Here is a 17,049-nt window from a genome sequence, read left to right on the forward strand (position 1 = left end):
CCGGGTTCCGAAAGGGGCCCGGCCGCCGTGTTTTTCCCACCCCGCCGGAATTTCGGCAGGCAAAGACTGCCTCTTTTCTTTTCCACTATAAAATGGTACAATAAGCGTGGATTATTGCGCCCCAATTTATGCAGGACGCATCAAAAGGAGGATTCCCGTGGCCCTGTACCGCATTATGCTCGTTGACGACGAAGAGGAGATCCGTGAAGGGATCAAACGCAAAATCGACTGGGAGCAAAACGGCTTTGCGCTGGTCGGCACGGCCGAGAACGGCCAGGAAGCGCTTGAACTGGCAGAAGCGCTCCATCCGGACGTGGTGATGACCGATATCAAGATGCCGTTTATGGACGGGCTCACGCTTGGGCGGCGGCTGACCGAAACGATGCCGGGCATCAAACTGCTCATCTTCTCCGGCTTTGACGATTTCGAGTATGCACAGAAAGCGATCCAGATGGGGGCCGCGGAATATATCCTCAAGCCGATCAACGCGCGGGAACTGACCGCGGTGCTGCAAAAGATCCGCGGCCAGCTCGACGCCCAGTTCGCGGAAAAACGCAACATACAGCGGCTGCGGGAACATTATGCTTCCTCCCTGCCGCTTTTGCGCGAGCAGTTCTACTGCCAGCTTCTGGATGGGCGCGTTTCCGAAGCCCGTATCCGGGAGCAGGCCGAACGTTACGAGATCGATCTCTCCGGAAGCTTTTGGACGGCGGCCATTCTCCAATATGACACCGATTCGGCCGAAAAGACGCCCATTGGCGAACAGGAGCTGATCCCGCTGTCGATCAAGCAGCTGGTCGATGAAAACCTGGGCCGGCGGTGCTGCTTCAAAAGCCTGATGTATAACGATCACATCGCGGTGGTCGCCTCCTTCGACGCACGCTCCCAGGTGCTTTCGCTCATCGACGGCATGAACCAGATTTGCAAGCTGGCCCGGCGTTTTCTGGAGCTCACTGTGACAGTGGGGATCGGCTCCCCGGTGGACAGCCTCGCCGACCTGCATCATGCGGCGGACGGCGCGCGCGGCGCGCTTGACTACCGGGTGCTCATGGGTTCCGGGCGCGCAATCTATATCGACGACATCGAACCCGATCCGGCCGCGCAGCTGCAGTTTGACGAGCAGGATGAGCGCGCCCTGCTTTCCGCCATCAAAATCGGCTCGCCGGACGACATTTCCCGGGCCGTCGAGCAGATGATCGGCTGTTTTCGCGCTTCACGGCTGCCGCTGGGACAGTATCAGCTCTATTTCATGGAAATGATGGCGGAGCTGATCAAGATCATCCGCACCTATCAAATTGACATCACCGAGGTGTTCGGCCCGGATTTCGACGGAAACTTCCATCTCTCGCGGTTCGATTCGCTTGATGCGCTCGGCAGCTGGTTCAATGAAACCTGCCTGAAAATTTCTTCGCTTATCCGGCGTGAGCGCACCAACTCCTCCAAAGCGATTGCTGAACGCGCCAAACAGTTCATCGCGGAAAATTTTGCAAATTTTGACATCTCAGTCGAGATGCTCTGTGACCATCTGCATGTCTCACCCGCTTATTTCTCCACACTGTTCAAAAAGGAAACCGGGATGAGCTTTGTCACCTATCTGACCCAGGTCCGCATGGAGGAAGCGATCAAGCTGCTTTCCACCACCGAGGACAAAACCTATGAAATCTCTCTGAAGGTCGGCTATTCCGAGCCGAACTATTTCAGTTACGTCTTTAAGAAGCAGTTTGGGATGTCCCCGACAAAATACCGCAGCAGCAAAGGAGCAGGCAATGGTTAAAGCGATCCGCGCGCGGATACGCCAGTTTTTCAAAGCGTTCCAGAAAAGAAACATCCAGTACATGATCTCGATCTCGTTTACAATTGTGGCGATCACCGGGATGCTGTTCTTGGGGATGGCTTTATACTTGCGCTTTGCCGCTTCCACGCAGAACATGGTCGAGGAGGACAATAAACGGGTCATCAACCAGGTCAATATGAATATCGACGTCTACCTGCGCAATATGATGCGCATTTCGGACGCGATGTACTACCGGGTTATCAAAAACGCCGACCTGGCATCCGATTCGATTGATCCGGCCATGGACCTGCTTTACGAAACCAACCGTGACCTGCTGGTGAGCATTGTGCTGGTGGACGACGACGGGCAGCTTGTAGCGGCCTCGCCGCTCTCGAAGCTGAAAAAGACCGTCCGCCCGCAGGATCAGGAATGGTTCATCCGCGCGATGGGAAAGATCGAGAACCTGCATTTTTCCGCGCCGCATGTGCAAAATCTGTTTGAGGACCCGGATTTCCGCTACCGGTGGGTGGTCTCCCTCTCCCGCGCTGTCGAACTGACTTTCGACGGGAATGTCCGGCACGGCGTGCTGCTGGTCGACATGAACTTTTCCGGCATTGAACAGCTCTTTAAAAATGTCACGCTCGGTGGGAACGGCTATGTCTATCTCATCGATTCCAATGGGGAGATCATCTACCATCCGCGTCAGCAGCTGATCTTCTCGAACCTCACCACCGAAAACAACCTCACCGCCGCCGGGTATCAGGACGGCAACCATCTGGAAAACTACCAGGGGGACGAACGGGTTGTGACCGTCAAAACGGTCGGTTATACCGGATGGAAAATCGTTGGGGTCACGCCGGTGGACGACATCACCTCCAGCTACTATCATTTCCGCGCCTTTGCGGTGTTCATTCTGTTTTTCACCATCTTCCTGATGATCTTCGCCAACCTCTTCGTTTCCTCACGCATCGCCGATCCCATTAAACGGCTGGAAGCTTCGGTCAAAAAGCTGGAGCAGGGCGATCTCAGCGTCAAGATCGCAATCGGTGGATCGTATGAGATCCAGCATCTGGGCAAGACGATCCGTTCGATGGTGGCGCAGATGCGCAAACTGATGGACGACATCGTCGTCGAGCAGGAATCGAAACGCAAGAGCGAGCTCGACGCGCTGCAAAGCCAAATCAATCCGCATTTCCTTTATAACACGCTCGACTCGATCATCTGGATGATTGAAAACGAACGCTATCCGGAGGCCATCTCGATGGTCACCGCGCTGGCGCGGCTGTTCCGCATCTCGCTGAGCAAGGGCCGCAATATCATCCCGCTTTCAGATGAGCTGGAACATGCCCGCAACTATATGACCATCCAGCAGATGCGCTACAAGAACAAATTCACTTTTAAGATAGACGCCGCGCCCGAAACGCTGCGGCTTTCAACCATCAAACTGATCGTCCAGCCGCTTTTGGAAAACGCCATCTATCACGGGATGGAGTTTATGGACGGTGACGGCGAACTGCTGGTCAAGACCTATTTGCTGGAGGACGGGCTTTATGTGGATGTCATCGACAACGGCTCTGGAATCCCGGCGGAAATCTGCCGCACGCTGCTCACCGACGAGACACGCGTGCGCTCGAAGGGCTCCGGCATCGGCCTGCGCAATGTCCATCAGCGCATCCAGCTCACCTACGGCAAGGACTACGGGCTCACCATCCTGAGCGAACCGGACGTTGGTACCACGGTGCGCATCCGCCTGCCGAAGGTCCCCTTCGATACGCCGGACACGACGAAGGAGGTGACGGGCAGATGACCAGGCGCAGAATTTTGATATTCCTGCTGATCCTCGCGGGCTTTGGGGTATCTTTCCTGATCCTGATGTTCGATATGCTTGGAGAAAAGCGTCCTCCCGAGGTCTACAACATCTCGGTGATCGTACGCGGAAAAAACTCCGACAGCTGGGAAGGAATCAAACAGGGCGCCGACCAGGCGGCGAACGAAATGAATGTGGACCTGAGCTTTATCACCCTTTCGGAAGAAAATGACCTTGACGAACAGATTTTTCTGTTGCACCGCGAGCTGGAAAGCGGCGTTGATGCGATCGTCCTCTCCGCCGCCGATTCCGCCGGACTTGCCCCGGCAGTGGATCAGATTGCGGAAAAAGTGCCGGTAATTTGCATCGAGTCAAATGTCGAAAGCCCCGCGGTCACTTCGTATATCTCGGCCGACAACTACGAGATGGGCGTGCAGCTCGGGGAGGAGATCCTCTCCTCCGGCAACTCGCGCAAGCGGCTCGCGGTGATCAATTCCTCACAGGGCTGCAATAACGTCCAGCAGCGGATGGAAGGGCTGATGAGCATCCTGGGGCCCATCGGCGGCGAAATCGGCCTCTGGACGATCCCAAACAACACTGCCGGGGCTGTCGAGGAGCTCGAACACAGGCTTTCCGAGCGGGATGTAGACGTGGTCGTGACCCTCGATCTCGCGGCGCTCGAGGCGGCTGCACAGGCGGCAGCGAATGAAAAATCCACCTATCTTGACCTGTTTGGTATCGGCGCAACCGGCAAGGTAGCTTCCTTTATTGAGCAGGATGTGATCAGCGCCACCATTGTGCAAAACGAATTTGGCATTGGCTATCTGGGGGTGCAGGCCGCGGTGAAGGCGATCAGAAAGCAGCCTGTCCCGCCGGTCACCACGCTCGAACACCGGGTGATCAACCGTTCTAATATGTATGACATTGACAACCAGCGCCTGCTCTTCCCCTTTGTACGCTGACACCCGACCGAATGAATTCGCAGGAGGTAATCCTATGAAACGACATTGGATGCTGCGTGCCGCCGCCCTTGCGTCGGCCCTCTGCCTGATGGGTACGATTGGCGGATGCACCGGCTCGAAGCCGGATGCGAAGCTGACCCAGATCAAGATCGGCATGACCCTTTATAAGCAGGATGATACCTTCATTGCCACCGTGCGGGATCATTTTGTGGAGGCCGCCAAAGCCCGCGAGGCGGCGGACAACGTAAAGATTTCGGTCAATATCATGGATGCCAAGGGCAACCAGGGAATCCAGAACGATCAGGTGGACAAATTCCTCTCCCAGGGATATGATGTGATCTGTGTCAACGAAGTCGACCGCACCGCAGCGTCGGTTATCATTGACAAGGCCATGGCGGCGGACATTCCGGCAATCTTTTTCAACCGTGAACCGGTCAGTGAGGATATGCAGCGCTGGGATAAGCTCTATTATGTCGGTTCCGATCCGAGCGAATCCGGAATGATGCAGGGCAATATCGTGGTGAATCTTTACGACGCGGATCCAGACGCAGTTGACCGTAACGGCGATAGAAAAATTCAGTATGTGATGCTGGAAGGTGAACCGGGCCATCAGGATGCGGCTATCCGCACCGAATACACCATCAAGACATTACTCGCCTCCAATATCCGCGTGGATAAACTGGCCAACGACACTGCAAACTGGCAGCGCGCGCAGGCCTCCGCCAAGACGGCGCTCTGGATCGAGGAATTCGGCGACGCAATCGAAGTGGTATTCTCAAATAACGACGATATGGCGCTCGGCGCAATCGACGCATACCGGGCGGCCGAAATCCCGCTCCCGGTCATCGTTGGGATCGACGCAACCCCACCCGCGTTAGAGGCTGTGCGCAACGGAACGCTCGCCGGAACAGTGCTCAACGATTCCAAAGGCCAGGCCCAGGCGATCTTCGAGATTGCCTACGCGCTGGCAACCGGTAAAGATCCCGCTGAAACGGTTCCACAGCTTGAAGGCAGATATGTCTGGATGCCGCACCGGATGGTCACCATCGAAAATGTAGAGGACGCTCTTGCAGATTGATTGGCTTTCAGGAAGATTTTTTTCGATTGGGGCTTTACAACGCCCGTCCAAAATGATATAATATCATTCGTGACGGGAGCATAGCTCAGCTGGTTAGAGTGCCTGCATCACACGCAGGAAGTCCAGGGTTCGAGTCCCCGTGTTCCCACCAAACGGCCTTGCAGAAATCTGCAGGGCCGTTTTTCATCTATTTTCTGCCTTTGGGAATTATAGATTAAAAAAATGTCCGGCCGCCCCTCCAGTCACATGTCATTACACCTATCTCTCTTATACAAATTATTTGTGACCGATTTATTTATTCTTACAAATATTGGCATCACCTCTTGAATTTATCTGCTAAAGTATGGTAAGCTATAAGCACTCGGAGCAACGAGAATATTGTTTTCCTGCAAAGATGCCCGCTATTTTGCGGGTATTTTTGCATTTTAACGATTTTTTGCATTTTCTCAAAATTAAAATGTCATTCTTTCATGCTGTCATTTTCACATCCAAATTTTTCAGTCACAGACTCAGTCACACAAATCCAATATTTTTTTAATCTCCGTACGTTTTATGACCTATTTATATGAGCAGCTCCAATGCCACACTGTACGCTGTTATGGAAACGGGTATCAGCCGGGAGCGGGATCACGTTGAAGCAGTCGGAAGGGTACGCTTATATAAAACCATAAAAAAATTTTTTAATCTTGCAATAAACAGATCTCCTGCCGCATTATACGGATGAAAGGCACGTACGGCCAACCAACGTACCAAGACTGAGAGGAGATTAAAATCATGAACACCAACTGTATCCATAAAAAACGGGGAATTCTTTTCGGGCTGCTGGCTGCCGTTTTGTTTGCGGCAGGCGCACTCTATTTTTATCTCACCACTCCGGTGAACTTTCTTGCAATCGACCTCAACCCCAGCATTGAGATTCAAACCAACCGGCTGGATAAGGTGGTTTCCCTAAAAGCGTCCAACGCTGATGCCAAAAAATTGCTCGAAGGCTATAAACTCACCGATCGGGACCTTGACGATGTCATCGAGGATCTGGTCGATCGGATGATCTACTTCGGTTACCTCGATGGAAAAAATGATGATATCCTGATCACTGTGCAAGACAATAAGCTTTCGGCCCCCCTGCTCAAAAAAGTCAACCAGTCCATTCAGGGGTATCTTGACCATCGCAACCTGCAGGTCGGTATCCTGAACCAACTCGTCAAGATCACCGACGACGATCGAACTGTGGCAGAGGAAAGCAAGATCTCCGCCGGAAAGCTCGCCATGATCCGCCGCCTGCTGGACGATAGCGATGACCTGGAAGATATCGCCAAGTTTGCCGATGTTTCGGTTTCCCAGCTGGTCGCCTACGCAAACGAGAATAAAATCGATCTGGGCGATCTTTTGATCGATTGGGACGACGTGGACGATCTGCCTTCCAACCACGCGCCTTCCGATAAAGTCATCAGCCTCGACCGCGCCAAGAAGATCGCGCTCGAGAAAGCCCCCAGCGGCGCCGCGCTTGTGGAAATCTCCCTCGACGATGACGACGACCGGGACGGCCGCGCGCACTGCGAGGGCGAAGTGCGCAAAGGAATCACCGAATATGAGTTTGAAAGCGACGCATCCACCGGAAAGGCCATCAAGTGGGAGGCTGACGAAACGTCCGTTTCCTCTTCATCGAAGGACTACATCTGCCTCGCCCGCGCCAAGAAGATCGCGCTCGAGAAAGCCCCCAGCGGCGCCGCGCTTGAGGAAATCTCCCTCGACGATGACGTCGACCGGGACGGCCGCGCGCACTACGAGGGCGAAGTGCGCAAAGGAAACACCGAATATGAGTTTGAAATCGACGCATACACCGGAAAGGTCATCAAGTGGGAGGCTGACGAAAAGTCCGTTTCCTCTTCATCGAAGGACTACATCAGCCTCGACCGCGCCAAGAAGATCGCGCTCGAGAAAGCCCCCAGCGGCACCGCGCTTGTGGAAATCTCCCTCGACGATGACGCCGACCGGGACGGCCGCGCGCACTACGAGGGCGAAGTGCGCAAAGGAAACACCGAATATGAGTTTGAAATCGACGCATACACCGGAAAGGTCATCAAGTGGGAGGCTGACGAAAAGGCCGTTTCCTCTTCATCGAAGGACTACATCAGCCTCGACCGCGCCAAGAAGATCGCGCTCGAGAAAGCCCCCAGCGGCACCGCGCTTGTGGAAATCTCCCTCGACAACGATGACGACGACTGGGACGACCGCGCGCATTACGAGGGTGAAATGCGCAATGGAAATATCGAATATGAATTCAAGATTGATGCGTACACCGGGGAAATCCTGAAATGGGAAACCGATCGGAATGATGACGATCGGTACGACGATGACCGGTATGGCGACGACGATGACGACGATGACGACGATGACGATGACGACGATGACGATGACGACGATGACGATGACGACGATGACGACAACCGGTACGATGACGATGACGACGGCTGGGACGACTGAAGCACACCTTATAAAAATCAAAAAAGGTTCCCGATGCGGCTGCATCGGGAACCTTTTTTATCTGGCTGTCCGAAAAAGAAGAAAAAAGCGCAAAACGGCATGAATTTTGGGAAAAATACTTGACATTCCCCTTTATGGAAGGTGTACACTGATGGCAAAGAGGTGGGAATCATGAAAATCAATGAAGTGGAACAGCTCGCGGGTATTCCAAAAAAGAATATCCGCTTTTATGAAAAAGAAGGGCTGCTTTCCCCCAGAAGGAACAGTGAAAACGGCTATCGGGATTATTCCGACATAGACGTGTCACGTCTGCGTCAGATCAAGCTGCTGCGTAAGCTTGCGGTCCCGATTGTTGAAATCCGGCAGATGCTTTCCGGCTCCCTCACAATGGCCGACGCTCTGCGCCGCCATCTGATTCTTTTGGAACGGGAAGAAAAAAATATCAAACAAATCCAGCTTTTCTGTTCCCGCCTGCTTGACAGAGAAACGGCGCTTGACACATTGGATGCGGAGAGCTATCTACGGGAAATGGAACAGATGGAACAGGAGGGAGTCAGTTTTATGAACATCGGCAAGCAGGACCGCAAGAAAAAATACATCGCGCCAATCGTTGTAACAGCATTGGTGCTGGGGCTTTTGGGATGGCTACTCGGAATCATTCTCTGGGGTTTCTCTGTCGAGCACGCGCCCATCTTTGTCGTAGCATTGGTCGCCTTGATTCCCATCGCAGTGGGCGTTGGCGCCGTATTGGCACTCATTCAGCGGATCAAAGAAATTCAAGGAGGAGAAGAAGATGCTGCTGGTAAATATTGATTATATCCCAGGGAAGGAATTTGAAGTTCTGGGACTTGTGAAAGGGAATGTCGTCCAGTCGAAAAACTTTGGCAAGGACTTCATGGCCGGGATGAAAACCCTGGTGGGCGGTGAGATCACCGGCTACACCGAAATGCTCAATCAGGCGCGGCAGATCGCCGTCAAACGCATGGTTGACGAAGCCGAAGCGCTTGGCGCGGACGCGGTTCTCAATATGCGCTACGCCTCGTCATCAGTGATGCAGGGCGCGGCCGAGGTCATCGCCTACGGAACCGCTGTCAAATATAAATAATTCCCCTAAAAGCCTCCGCGGCATGCCGCGGAGGCTTTTGACAGGTTATTTGCAGATGACCGAAGCCCCAAACGGCATCAGGGCAAGCTGTGCCATCTTGAAGCACTGTTTGCCAAACGGGATGCCAATAATTGTGATACAGAAAAGGCAGCCGTTGACTGCCGATCCGACAGCAAGCGGAATCCCGCCGAAGATCAGCCACAGGATGTTGAGCAAAAGCGAAACCGCGCCGCCGCCATATTGAACCTCCTTTCCAAAAGGAAAAAAGGCGAGCTGTGCGAATTTAAAGCACTGGGTTCCGACTGGGATTCCCACAATCGTGATACACCACAGAACTCCGGTCGCCAGCCATCCAAGCCCCATCCAGAGTCCCCCAAATAAAAACCAAAGCAGATTTCCAAGGCATCCCATCTCTATCCCTCCTTTTAAAGAAACGATTTAAAGCGCCTTCTGGCTTCAACCGGGAAATCCTGTTCCTCACTCAAGCCATCATCATATCCCCTTTTTCGGTAACCTGCCAGGCATTTCCGTCCCACGCAATCAGATTGCCGTGAAACATCACCGCGCCAAGCGGGCCGCGCCATTTTTCTACGTTGAAGCGGATCTTCCCATCCGTATATGGCTCATCCTCAATTGAAACCAGAATCCCATCCGCAAATCCGCCCGGCCGACCAGATTCCTCCACCGTGAGATAACCTTCCTCCTTCAGCTGCGCATAACTTTTGTCGAGCAGCTCGCAGCCGTAGCTTTCCAGCCCGGCGAACAGAGCCTCCTTTGCAGGCGTGGTCAGATTCTGCATCCCGGCGGTATCGACCGCGATCTTTTTAATCTCGGTATTGAGCGCGGGGTCCTCCTGGTAAATCCAATCGAAAATCACCAGATATGCGTCAACCATACGCTGTTCTTCATCGCTCAGGCTGCCGGTAGTTTGTGAATCCAAACCCGGCGGCATGGAGGAGAAAGCTTGCGTTTCAGATGCGGCCGCGGGTGGAAATGCAGTTTGCGGCGGTGTACCGATCAATACTTTCTTGCCGCATGCGCTCAATAAAAGGCAGGCGCAAATTCCAAGCAACAGGAGATATTGGGAGAAACCGCGTTTCATAGCCACCATTCCTTTTCTCTTGTATTCACCCTATTAGTGCACACAAGATACCCCTTTCACTGCCTTGCCCAGATCTTTTCCTCCCGGTTAAAGTCCGTTTTCCGTCTTCGCGCATAGGATGAAGGAGGGATTCATCCCAAGGAGGCATCAGACATGAATTCTTATCATCAATATAGACATCCTGCCAACCACAATTGCGGCAGCCCCTGCCCGCCACCGGTCCCCCCTTGCCCGGTTCCGCCGCCCCCGCCGTTCATTACAGGGCCCACTGGCCCCACCGGCGCAACAGGGCCGCAGGGACCTATGGGGCTACCTGGGCCGACCGGCCAGACTGGAGCAACCGGGCCGGCCGGCATCGGAATTCCGGGTCCTACTGGTCCGACAGGTCCGCGGGGCGCAACCGGGCCGACTGGGCCTGCTGGCACCGGAACTGGCGGTATCACCGGCCCCACTGGTCCGACTGGAGCCACCGGTGCAATCGGGCCCATGGGGCCCGCCGGTATAACTGGACCCACCGGCGCGACAGGGTTGCCTGGCAAAACCGGGGCAACCGGGCCTACTGGCCCCGCTGGAATTTCCGGCGCAACTGGGCCCCAAGGCAATCCCGGCGCAACCGGTCCGACTGGTATCACCGGCGCAACCGGTCCGACGGGAGGAACCGGGCCATCGGGAATTTTCAACAATGCCTGTGCACAGTTTACCGTTTCTCCTGCCACTTACCGCGACAATGATATGTTCGTATTCGATATCAATATCAAGAACAGCGACTTAATTACCCTGTCACCGGATAAAACGGTTATCATCCTGCAGCCGGGCAATATCTATCTTTTCACTTACGCCATTCAGTCCCGTCTTCCTGAAGGCGGTTATATGCAAATTGTCCCTATAGTTGGTGTTTCAAATGAGATATGGTATTCTTCTTCTGTACAAAGCATCACCGATATGCATCCCATCGCCGCAACGGGCGGCTTTTTGGAATATGCGCCTGTTCAGGTGTATATCCGGCTGAAACTGCGCACTTCTCAGGATATCCCAATCACTGGGAGCTTTTCTATTGTACGCGTCGCTTCAATTAGTTGAAACAATGCGCTTCACATATGTGAAGCGCATTGTTTTTATCTCAATTATTTCATCTTATTTTTTCTTAGGTTATCGGGAATGCTATTTCTGAGGTGATATTATGCCAAACGAAAGCGCTTATTTTATCATTGAAAACCTGAACGGTAAGCACGATCTGAAGGACGTAAAATCGGAGCTTGACCAACTGCACGGTGTTTCATCGGTCAGCGTCAATACCGAACATCATCTGGTAGCAGTCGATTATGACAGTTCCGGCACCTCTTATGACAAAATCGAAAACCGCTTAAACAAGCTGGGGTACCAGATTGCGGCGGATGCCAGCGACATCCACACCCGCTGACATAATACCGCAAAATCCCAGCTTGAGCCATCCGAGCAATCGGATGGCTTTTCTTTTTCAGATACATCCGCCAACACAATTTTTTAAATATCTGTCGAAAAATATATTGACATGATTTTCTTCCCATGATATAATAACTCTTGCAGTCTGCGGGTTGTGTCCAGGCTGTGAATAAATTGGGGGCGTAGCTCAGCTGGGAGAGCGTACGGTTCGCATCCGTAAGGTCGAGAGTTCGATCCTCTTCGTCTCCACCAAGAAGAAGTCCATAACCTATCGGTTATGGACTTCTTCTATTCGATTTCAACATGATATAGATTCGCTTTTCACTTCTGCAAAGACACAATGAACTGCGCAAAACAATAGCCCCCAGGCTTTCTAGGGGCTATTTTCAGGTGAAATTCTTCGATTTTAACAGGATACGCCACTTCACTGGCCATAATAAGCGTTTGCACCGTGTTTTCGATAAAAATGCCTGTCCATCAGCCTCTCATCAAATTGAACATCCGCGTTCATACACAGCGTATGCCAGGCCATCATCGCCACTTCTTCCAGGACCACCGCATTATGAACCGCATTGCCTGCGTCACTCCCCCAAGCGAAAGGGCCGTGTCCAGCAACCAAAACAGCGGGGCACTCCTCCGCGGGACGCTCAGCAAAGACCTCTGCAATGAGTTTTCCAGTGTTGTACTCATATTCCCCTTCGATTTCGCTGCCTTTCATGCACCGGGTCACCGGGATACCGCCGTGGAAATAATCCGCATGGGTCGTACCAAGAGCTGGAATCTCACGCTGCGCCTGAGCAAAGACTGTCGCCCAACGGCTGTGCGTATGTACAATCCCACCAACGTTTTCAAACGCGCGATACAGCGCCAGATGCGTCGGCGCATCGGAGGAGGGCTTCCTTTCGCCCTCCACGCGCGCTCCGGTTTCGAGACTGATGCAGACCATATCCTCCGCCTTCATCCTGTCATAGGGTACGCCGCTGGGCTTTATGACGAAGATTCCGCTCTCCCTGTCCACAGCGCTGGCATTGCCCCATGTAAAGGTAACGAGACCGTGCTTTGGCAGTAGGAGATTTGCCTCAAAAACCTGCTTTTTGAGTTCTTCCAACATCGTCTGTCCCTCTAAAATGTTTATCTTGTGGAGAACAGGAACTGCGTCCTGCTCCTGTGATGTTTGCCCGGCTCGATGATGGCAACGCTGCCATACAGGTCGTGCAGCGAACTGAAAAGCATGGTTTCAAAGCAGATGCCGGCCTGTTTCTGATAGTGGAAACCGCATTTTCCACGAAGGTTGTCTATCATGTTGCCCGTATAAATCATGATGCACGGCATGGTGGTCAGGCATCGCATTTCGATGCCTGATGCGGGGCTGTAAAGGGTACCGGCGTCTTTGATTCTTGCAGACAGGTCAGAAAGGATAAATTTGTGGTCGATGCCGCCGCCCATCTCCTCCATGGACGGGGCGTGCAGGTCGAAAATATCGCCCAGCACACGCTCTTCGTTGAGATCGGTCCCTTCAAAAAGCGGGGCGCGTTCCTCAGTGAGTTGGTTAAAGGAACCCGTCACCGGACAGCGAAGCGTGTGGCTGCGGATATTGCCACTGTCGTGACCATTGAGATTGAAATAACTGTGGTTAGATGGGTTGATCACGGTGCGCCGGTCGGCGGTCATGTCGTAATCGATGGTGAGGCCGTCCTCGTCGAGGGTGTATAAGACCTTTGCGATGACCTCACCGGGATAGCCCTCCTCCCCATCGGGACTGATATAAGTAAACTGTACCTGGTTATCGTCAATGACAGCACCGTCCCACTTGACGCGGGAAAAGCCCTTCACGCCGCCATGCATGTGCATACCGTCGATATGATCCAGCGGATAGTCCCTGCCTTCAAAGTGAAGGGTGCAGTCGGGCATCCGGCTGATCAGGCGTCCGAGAACCGCGCCAAAAAAGGTGGGGTTCTCCTCGTATTCCGCCACCGTGTCGTAACCCAGCACAACATCCCTGAGGTTCCCGCCCTTGTCGGCAACCCACAACCCCTGGATGCATCCCCCAAGTTCAATTAAGGAAACCATACGCTTTTCAGCAGCGCTGATGATAAACTGCCGGACCGCTCTGCCGTCAGCAGTATGGCCAAAGGTTTTTACCGTAACAGACATATTTGTTTCCTTCCTCTCAAATCGCATAGCCGCACAACTGAGGCAGCCAGGTGGATACGGCCGGCACAAAGGTGACCAGGATCAAAGTGGGAAGCCATGCAAACAGGAAGTACATCAAGGTGGGCTTGAGCATCTCCTTCAGCGGAGCGTCAATGATGCGGGAGGAGAAGTAAAGCAGCGGCGCCACAGGAGGAGTGATGTTGCCCATGCCCAGGTTGACTGCCAGGATGGCTGCAAAATGGACGGGGCTGAACCCAAGTTCCCTGATGATGGGGACCAGGATCGGGGTTGCCAGCAGCGTGCCGCTGGTGTCGTCCATCAGCATGCCCAGAACAATCAAAAACAGGTTTATCATAGCTAGAATGCCCCAACGGTTGTCGGTGACGGAATAGAATGCGTTCAGGATAATTTTAGGCAGGTTCACGTCGATGAACATCCGGCTGAGCATCTGCACTGTGATGGTCAGAAGCATGATCGTACCGGTCGATTTGGCGGCTTCAATGAAGCTGTCCTTCATGGCGTTCCAGGTGAGCTTCTTATAGACGATGAAGCCGATGGGGATCGCATACGCGGTGGCAATGGCCGCGGCTTCGGTGGTGGTCGTGATGCCGCCGTATATGCAGCCGAGGATGATAAACGGCATCAGCAGCGCCCAGAAAGGGCCCGGCTGCCCGCTTTCCTTGCGGATGCGCTTTTGCTCAGCGTGAACCTTCTTCAGCTCTTCGCCGGTGAGTGTCTCAATATTGGGGTCCTTGCGAAGCATAAACAGCGTAACCAGAGAAAGCAGGATTGCCAGAATGATCCCAGGAACGGCTCCGGCCAGGAAGCACGCCAAAACCGATGTGGAGCTTGACCATCCGTAAAGGATCATAATCCCGCTCGGCGGGATCAGGATACCGATGACGCCCGCGCTTGCCAGCATAGCCGCCACAAGACCCATCGGATATTTTTTCTCGCGGAGCATCGGACCGATGATGCCGCCGATCGCGGAAAGGGTCGCGCAGGCACTGCCGGAGATCGCCGCAAAGATCGAACACGCGATAATGCCGACAACCGCAAGGCCGCCCTTCAGCTTTCCGACAAGCCTGCTGGCCGCGTTGATAATCTGTTTGCCGATGCCGCCGTAGGCCATGATGGAACCAGCCATAATGAACAGCGGAATAGTCAGCAGGACGATCGAGCTGGTGTTTTTATAACTGAAGGACATGAGCAGCGACAGGCTCGCATCGTTTCCTACGGCAATCAGCATGGCGGTCAGAAAGAAGGACAGCGCGACCGGAACGCCGATTATCAGCAGGGCAAACAGCAATACAATTGCTATGATTAATACAGAACTCATATTATTTACCTCGCTTATTCATTTTCTTCAGCGATCTGCCCTGGCTCTGCGCGGTTGTCTTCCGGGGCCGGGCTGCCTTCACGTAAGGCAATGACCGTTTTCACGATATGCGCAACCGTATAAAGGCAGGACATGCCAAAGGAAATAAGCAGAACGATATGGATATATACCACAGGGAAACGGAAAATGACCGATATCTTGTGGCGCACGATGTCAAAAGTCACAAAGTCATAAGCAAGCCAGGTGAGGAGGACAAAAGCAAAAAGCGAGATCACGAGCCTGACAAGCTTCGCGATGTTCTTGGCTTTCTGTGTCTTGAGCATACTTGTAAAAAGATCCGCGCTTATATGCGAGTCCTCATGGGTGGCAATATAGGCGCCAATAAAATACATCCAGAAGGCGATCGCAAGGATGAGCTCCTCCGCCCCTCTGAAGTCACCATTGAAGAGATATCTCTTAGCGGCCCACCAAATGATCAGGGCGCAAATTACAGCGCTGAGTATAAACGCAATATATTCGCTTACCCTGATAAACATATCATTTATTTTTTTCAGAGTTTTCATTTCGCACATCCCTAACAGGTGGTTTTACTAAGTATGGGACCCATAAAGAGTCCCATACCAGTCAGATTCGTTCGATTATACTGCGTTTGGATCAGGTGTTTGCCTCGATATCAGCAAGCAGTTCGGTGAGGAATTCCTCGCCGTACAGTTCATTGAGCTGCGGCCATACCTTGGCGCGGCAGTCGGCTGCAAATGCTTTCTTCTCCTCATCGGTGAAGTAGACCATTTCATAGCCTTCTTTTTCCTCGTACAGTTTTTTGTACTTCGCATCGTTTTCTTCTGCATTCTTGACCGAGAGCTCCGCTTCCTGGAGAATGATGTCGGTGAAAATCTGCTGCTGTTCCGGAGTCAGCGATTCCCAGGTTTTCATACTTGCGATGTAGTGGCGGGATTCCTGCCAGATGTCATAGTCATAGTAGTGGTCTTCGACATCGAGCCACTGTCCGTAGTGCTGGGAAACCGGGCCGCCGCACCAACCCTGGACAACACCGGTCTGCAGGGAGGTGTAGGTGTCGGAATACGGGATGGAGGACACGTTGAAGCCCAGATTCTCAACCGCGAGAAGCATCGAGTTGTTGGGTGGTACGCGGATGATGGCGCTGCCCTTCGGGGTGCCGGAAGTGTTGGCGTTTTCGATTGCTCCCTGAACGCCGATGCCGCAGTAACCGTCGGCATAAACGCCGAAATACTTGACATTCAGTTCTTCATAGCACTCTTCCAGAACTTTGTCGTAGTAACCGCCCTTACGGAACACAGTCGCGACCTCATCATAGGTGGCGGTCAGGTACGGCAGGGTGCAGGCTGCGATACGAGGATCGTAGTAGTCGGGAACGGAAGTCGCGGTGAAGTCAATGCCGCCCGCCATAATTTCGTCGAAAACAACGGTCCAGTCACCGAGGATGTTGTCCGGATATACCTCGAGGATGATCTCGCCGTTGGTTTTTTCTTCGACATAGGCCTTGATGCGCATTGCGGATTCATAGTCGGGATAGCCTTCAGGGGAGTTCGCGGACCATTTCAGTACGCGGGCATCCGCGCTGGGAGCTGCCGCATCGGGAGCGGACGTGTCAGCCGGCGCCGTGCTGGCTGTGGGGGCCGCGCTGCTGGACGGCGCCGCCTGCTGCTGGCCGCAGCCCACGGCAGACAGTGCCATAATAAGGCAAAGAGCGACTGTCAGGATACGTTTTGTCATTTCCATTTTCCTCCTGTTACAATATATTTGCCTCGGAAGAGTGGCAGCCAGCTACGAGCCGAGGCAT

15 protein-coding genes, 2 tRNA genes and 1 pseudogene are annotated in these 17,049 nt (G+C 53.4%); 11 read left to right on the forward strand and 7 right to left on the reverse strand.

The window, feature by feature from the left end; genetic code table 11:
* Nucleotides 1–157: 157 nt before the first annotated feature.
* The 8 genes from DWV16_RS15235 (at nt 158) to DWV16_RS15270 (ending at nt 9,210) form a co-directional block, all read left to right on the forward strand.
* Nucleotides 158–1,774 (forward strand): response regulator, encoded by a 1,617-nt coding sequence (locus tag DWV16_RS15235; RefSeq protein WP_066454650.1) that lies wholly within the window; start codon nt 158–160, stop codon nt 1,772–1,774.
* A complete protein-coding gene (locus DWV16_RS15240; RefSeq protein ID WP_118480076.1) occupies nt 1,767–3,581 on the forward strand; it encodes a cache domain-containing protein in 1,815 nt (604 codons plus the stop codon). Before DWV16_RS15235 ends, DWV16_RS15240 begins: the two co-directional genes overlap by 8 nt.
* Nucleotides 3,578–4,543: a substrate-binding domain-containing protein gene (locus DWV16_RS15245; protein WP_118480078.1), complete on the forward strand. Its 966-nt coding sequence runs from the start codon at nt 3,578–3,580 to the stop codon at nt 4,541–4,543. The genes DWV16_RS15240 and DWV16_RS15245 overlap by 4 nt, the downstream gene beginning before the upstream one ends.
* A gap of 34 nt (nt 4,544–4,577) precedes the next feature.
* Nucleotides 4,578–5,621 (forward strand): galactose ABC transporter substrate-binding protein, encoded by a 1,044-nt coding sequence (locus DWV16_RS15250; RefSeq protein ID WP_118480080.1) that lies wholly within the window; start codon nt 4,578–4,580, stop codon nt 5,619–5,621.
* A 74-nt stretch (nt 5,622–5,695) separates the two neighbouring features.
* A tRNA-Val gene (locus tag DWV16_RS15255) sits at nt 5,696–5,772 on the forward strand.
* 623 nt (nt 5,773–6,395) lie between these two features.
* Nucleotides 6,396–8,105 (forward strand): PepSY domain-containing protein, encoded by a 1,710-nt coding sequence (locus DWV16_RS15260; RefSeq protein WP_118480082.1) that lies wholly within the window; start codon nt 6,396–6,398, stop codon nt 8,103–8,105.
* Between the two features lie 171 nt (nt 8,106–8,276).
* Nucleotides 8,277–8,918: a MerR family transcriptional regulator gene (locus DWV16_RS15265; protein ID WP_066454460.1), complete on the forward strand. Its 642-nt coding sequence runs from the start codon at nt 8,277–8,279 to the stop codon at nt 8,916–8,918.
* Nucleotides 8,899–9,210 carry a YbjQ family protein gene (locus tag DWV16_RS15270; protein ID WP_066454458.1) on the forward strand — a complete coding sequence of 104 codons (312 nt, stop codon included), beginning with the start codon at nt 8,899–8,901 and terminating at the stop codon, nt 9,208–9,210. The genes DWV16_RS15265 and DWV16_RS15270 overlap by 20 nt, the downstream gene beginning before the upstream one ends.
* 45 nt (nt 9,211–9,255) lie before the next feature.
* Here DWV16_RS15270 and DWV16_RS15275 read toward each other — a convergent pair whose 3' ends face one another.
* Both DWV16_RS15275 and DWV16_RS15280 read right to left on the reverse strand, forming a co-directional pair.
* A complete protein-coding gene (locus DWV16_RS15275) occupies nt 9,256–9,621 on the reverse strand; it encodes a YccF domain-containing protein (protein WP_066454455.1) in 366 nt (121 codons plus the stop codon).
* 70 nt (nt 9,622–9,691) lie between these two features.
* Complete coding sequence (locus DWV16_RS15280; protein WP_118480084.1) at nt 9,692–10,312, reverse strand: hypothetical protein; 621 nt, start codon at nt 10,310–10,312, stop codon at nt 9,692–9,694.
* A gap of 255 nt (nt 10,313–10,567) precedes the next feature.
* Here DWV16_RS15280 and DWV16_RS19890 point away from each other — a divergent pair.
* From DWV16_RS19890 to DWV16_RS15295, 3 genes and pseudogenes are all read left to right on the forward strand, one after another.
* Nucleotides 10,568–10,985 (forward strand): annotated as a pseudogene (locus tag DWV16_RS19890) (hypothetical protein); the annotation flags it as partial.
* Between the two features lie 507 nt (nt 10,986–11,492).
* Nucleotides 11,493–11,732 (forward strand): heavy-metal-associated domain-containing protein, encoded by a 240-nt coding sequence (locus DWV16_RS15290; RefSeq protein ID WP_066454447.1) that lies wholly within the window; start codon nt 11,493–11,495, stop codon nt 11,730–11,732.
* Nucleotides 11,733–11,910: 178 nt separating this feature from the next.
* Nucleotides 11,911–11,986, forward strand: a tRNA-Ala gene (locus tag DWV16_RS15295).
* A 172-nt stretch (nt 11,987–12,158) separates the two neighbouring features.
* Here DWV16_RS15295 and DWV16_RS15300 read toward each other — a convergent pair.
* The 5 genes from DWV16_RS15300 to dctP all read right to left on the reverse strand — a co-directional run bounded on the left by DWV16_RS15300 (nt 12,159) and on the right by dctP (nt 16,982).
* Entirely contained in the window at nt 12,159–12,845 is a 687-nt protein-coding gene (locus DWV16_RS15300) for an L-ribulose-5-phosphate 4-epimerase (protein WP_066454334.1), read from the reverse strand.
* Nucleotides 12,846–12,865: 20 nt separating this feature from the next.
* Nucleotides 12,866–13,888 (reverse strand): aldose epimerase family protein, encoded by a 1,023-nt coding sequence (locus DWV16_RS15305; RefSeq protein ID WP_158572933.1) that lies wholly within the window; start codon nt 13,886–13,888, stop codon nt 12,866–12,868.
* A 16-nt stretch (nt 13,889–13,904) separates the two neighbouring features.
* Nucleotides 13,905–15,227 carry a TRAP transporter large permease gene (locus DWV16_RS15310; RefSeq protein ID WP_066454330.1) on the reverse strand — a complete coding sequence of 441 codons (1,323 nt, stop codon included), beginning with the start codon at nt 15,225–15,227 and terminating at the stop codon, nt 13,905–13,907.
* A gap of 14 nt (nt 15,228–15,241) precedes the next feature.
* Nucleotides 15,242–15,790, reverse strand: coding sequence for a TRAP transporter small permease (locus DWV16_RS15315; RefSeq protein ID WP_066454321.1), 549 nt, complete (start codon nt 15,788–15,790; stop codon nt 15,242–15,244).
* A gap of 91 nt (nt 15,791–15,881) precedes the next feature.
* Complete coding sequence (gene dctP, locus DWV16_RS15320) at nt 15,882–16,982, reverse strand: TRAP transporter substrate-binding protein DctP (RefSeq protein WP_158572934.1); 1,101 nt, start codon at nt 16,980–16,982, stop codon at nt 15,882–15,884.
* Nucleotides 16,983–17,049: the final 67 nt, after the last annotated feature.

It is taken from the genome of Anaerotruncus sp. AF02-27 (assembly GCF_003465835.1).
Taxonomy (GTDB): domain Bacteria; phylum Bacillota; class Clostridia; order Oscillospirales; family Ruminococcaceae; genus Anaerotruncus; species Anaerotruncus rubiinfantis.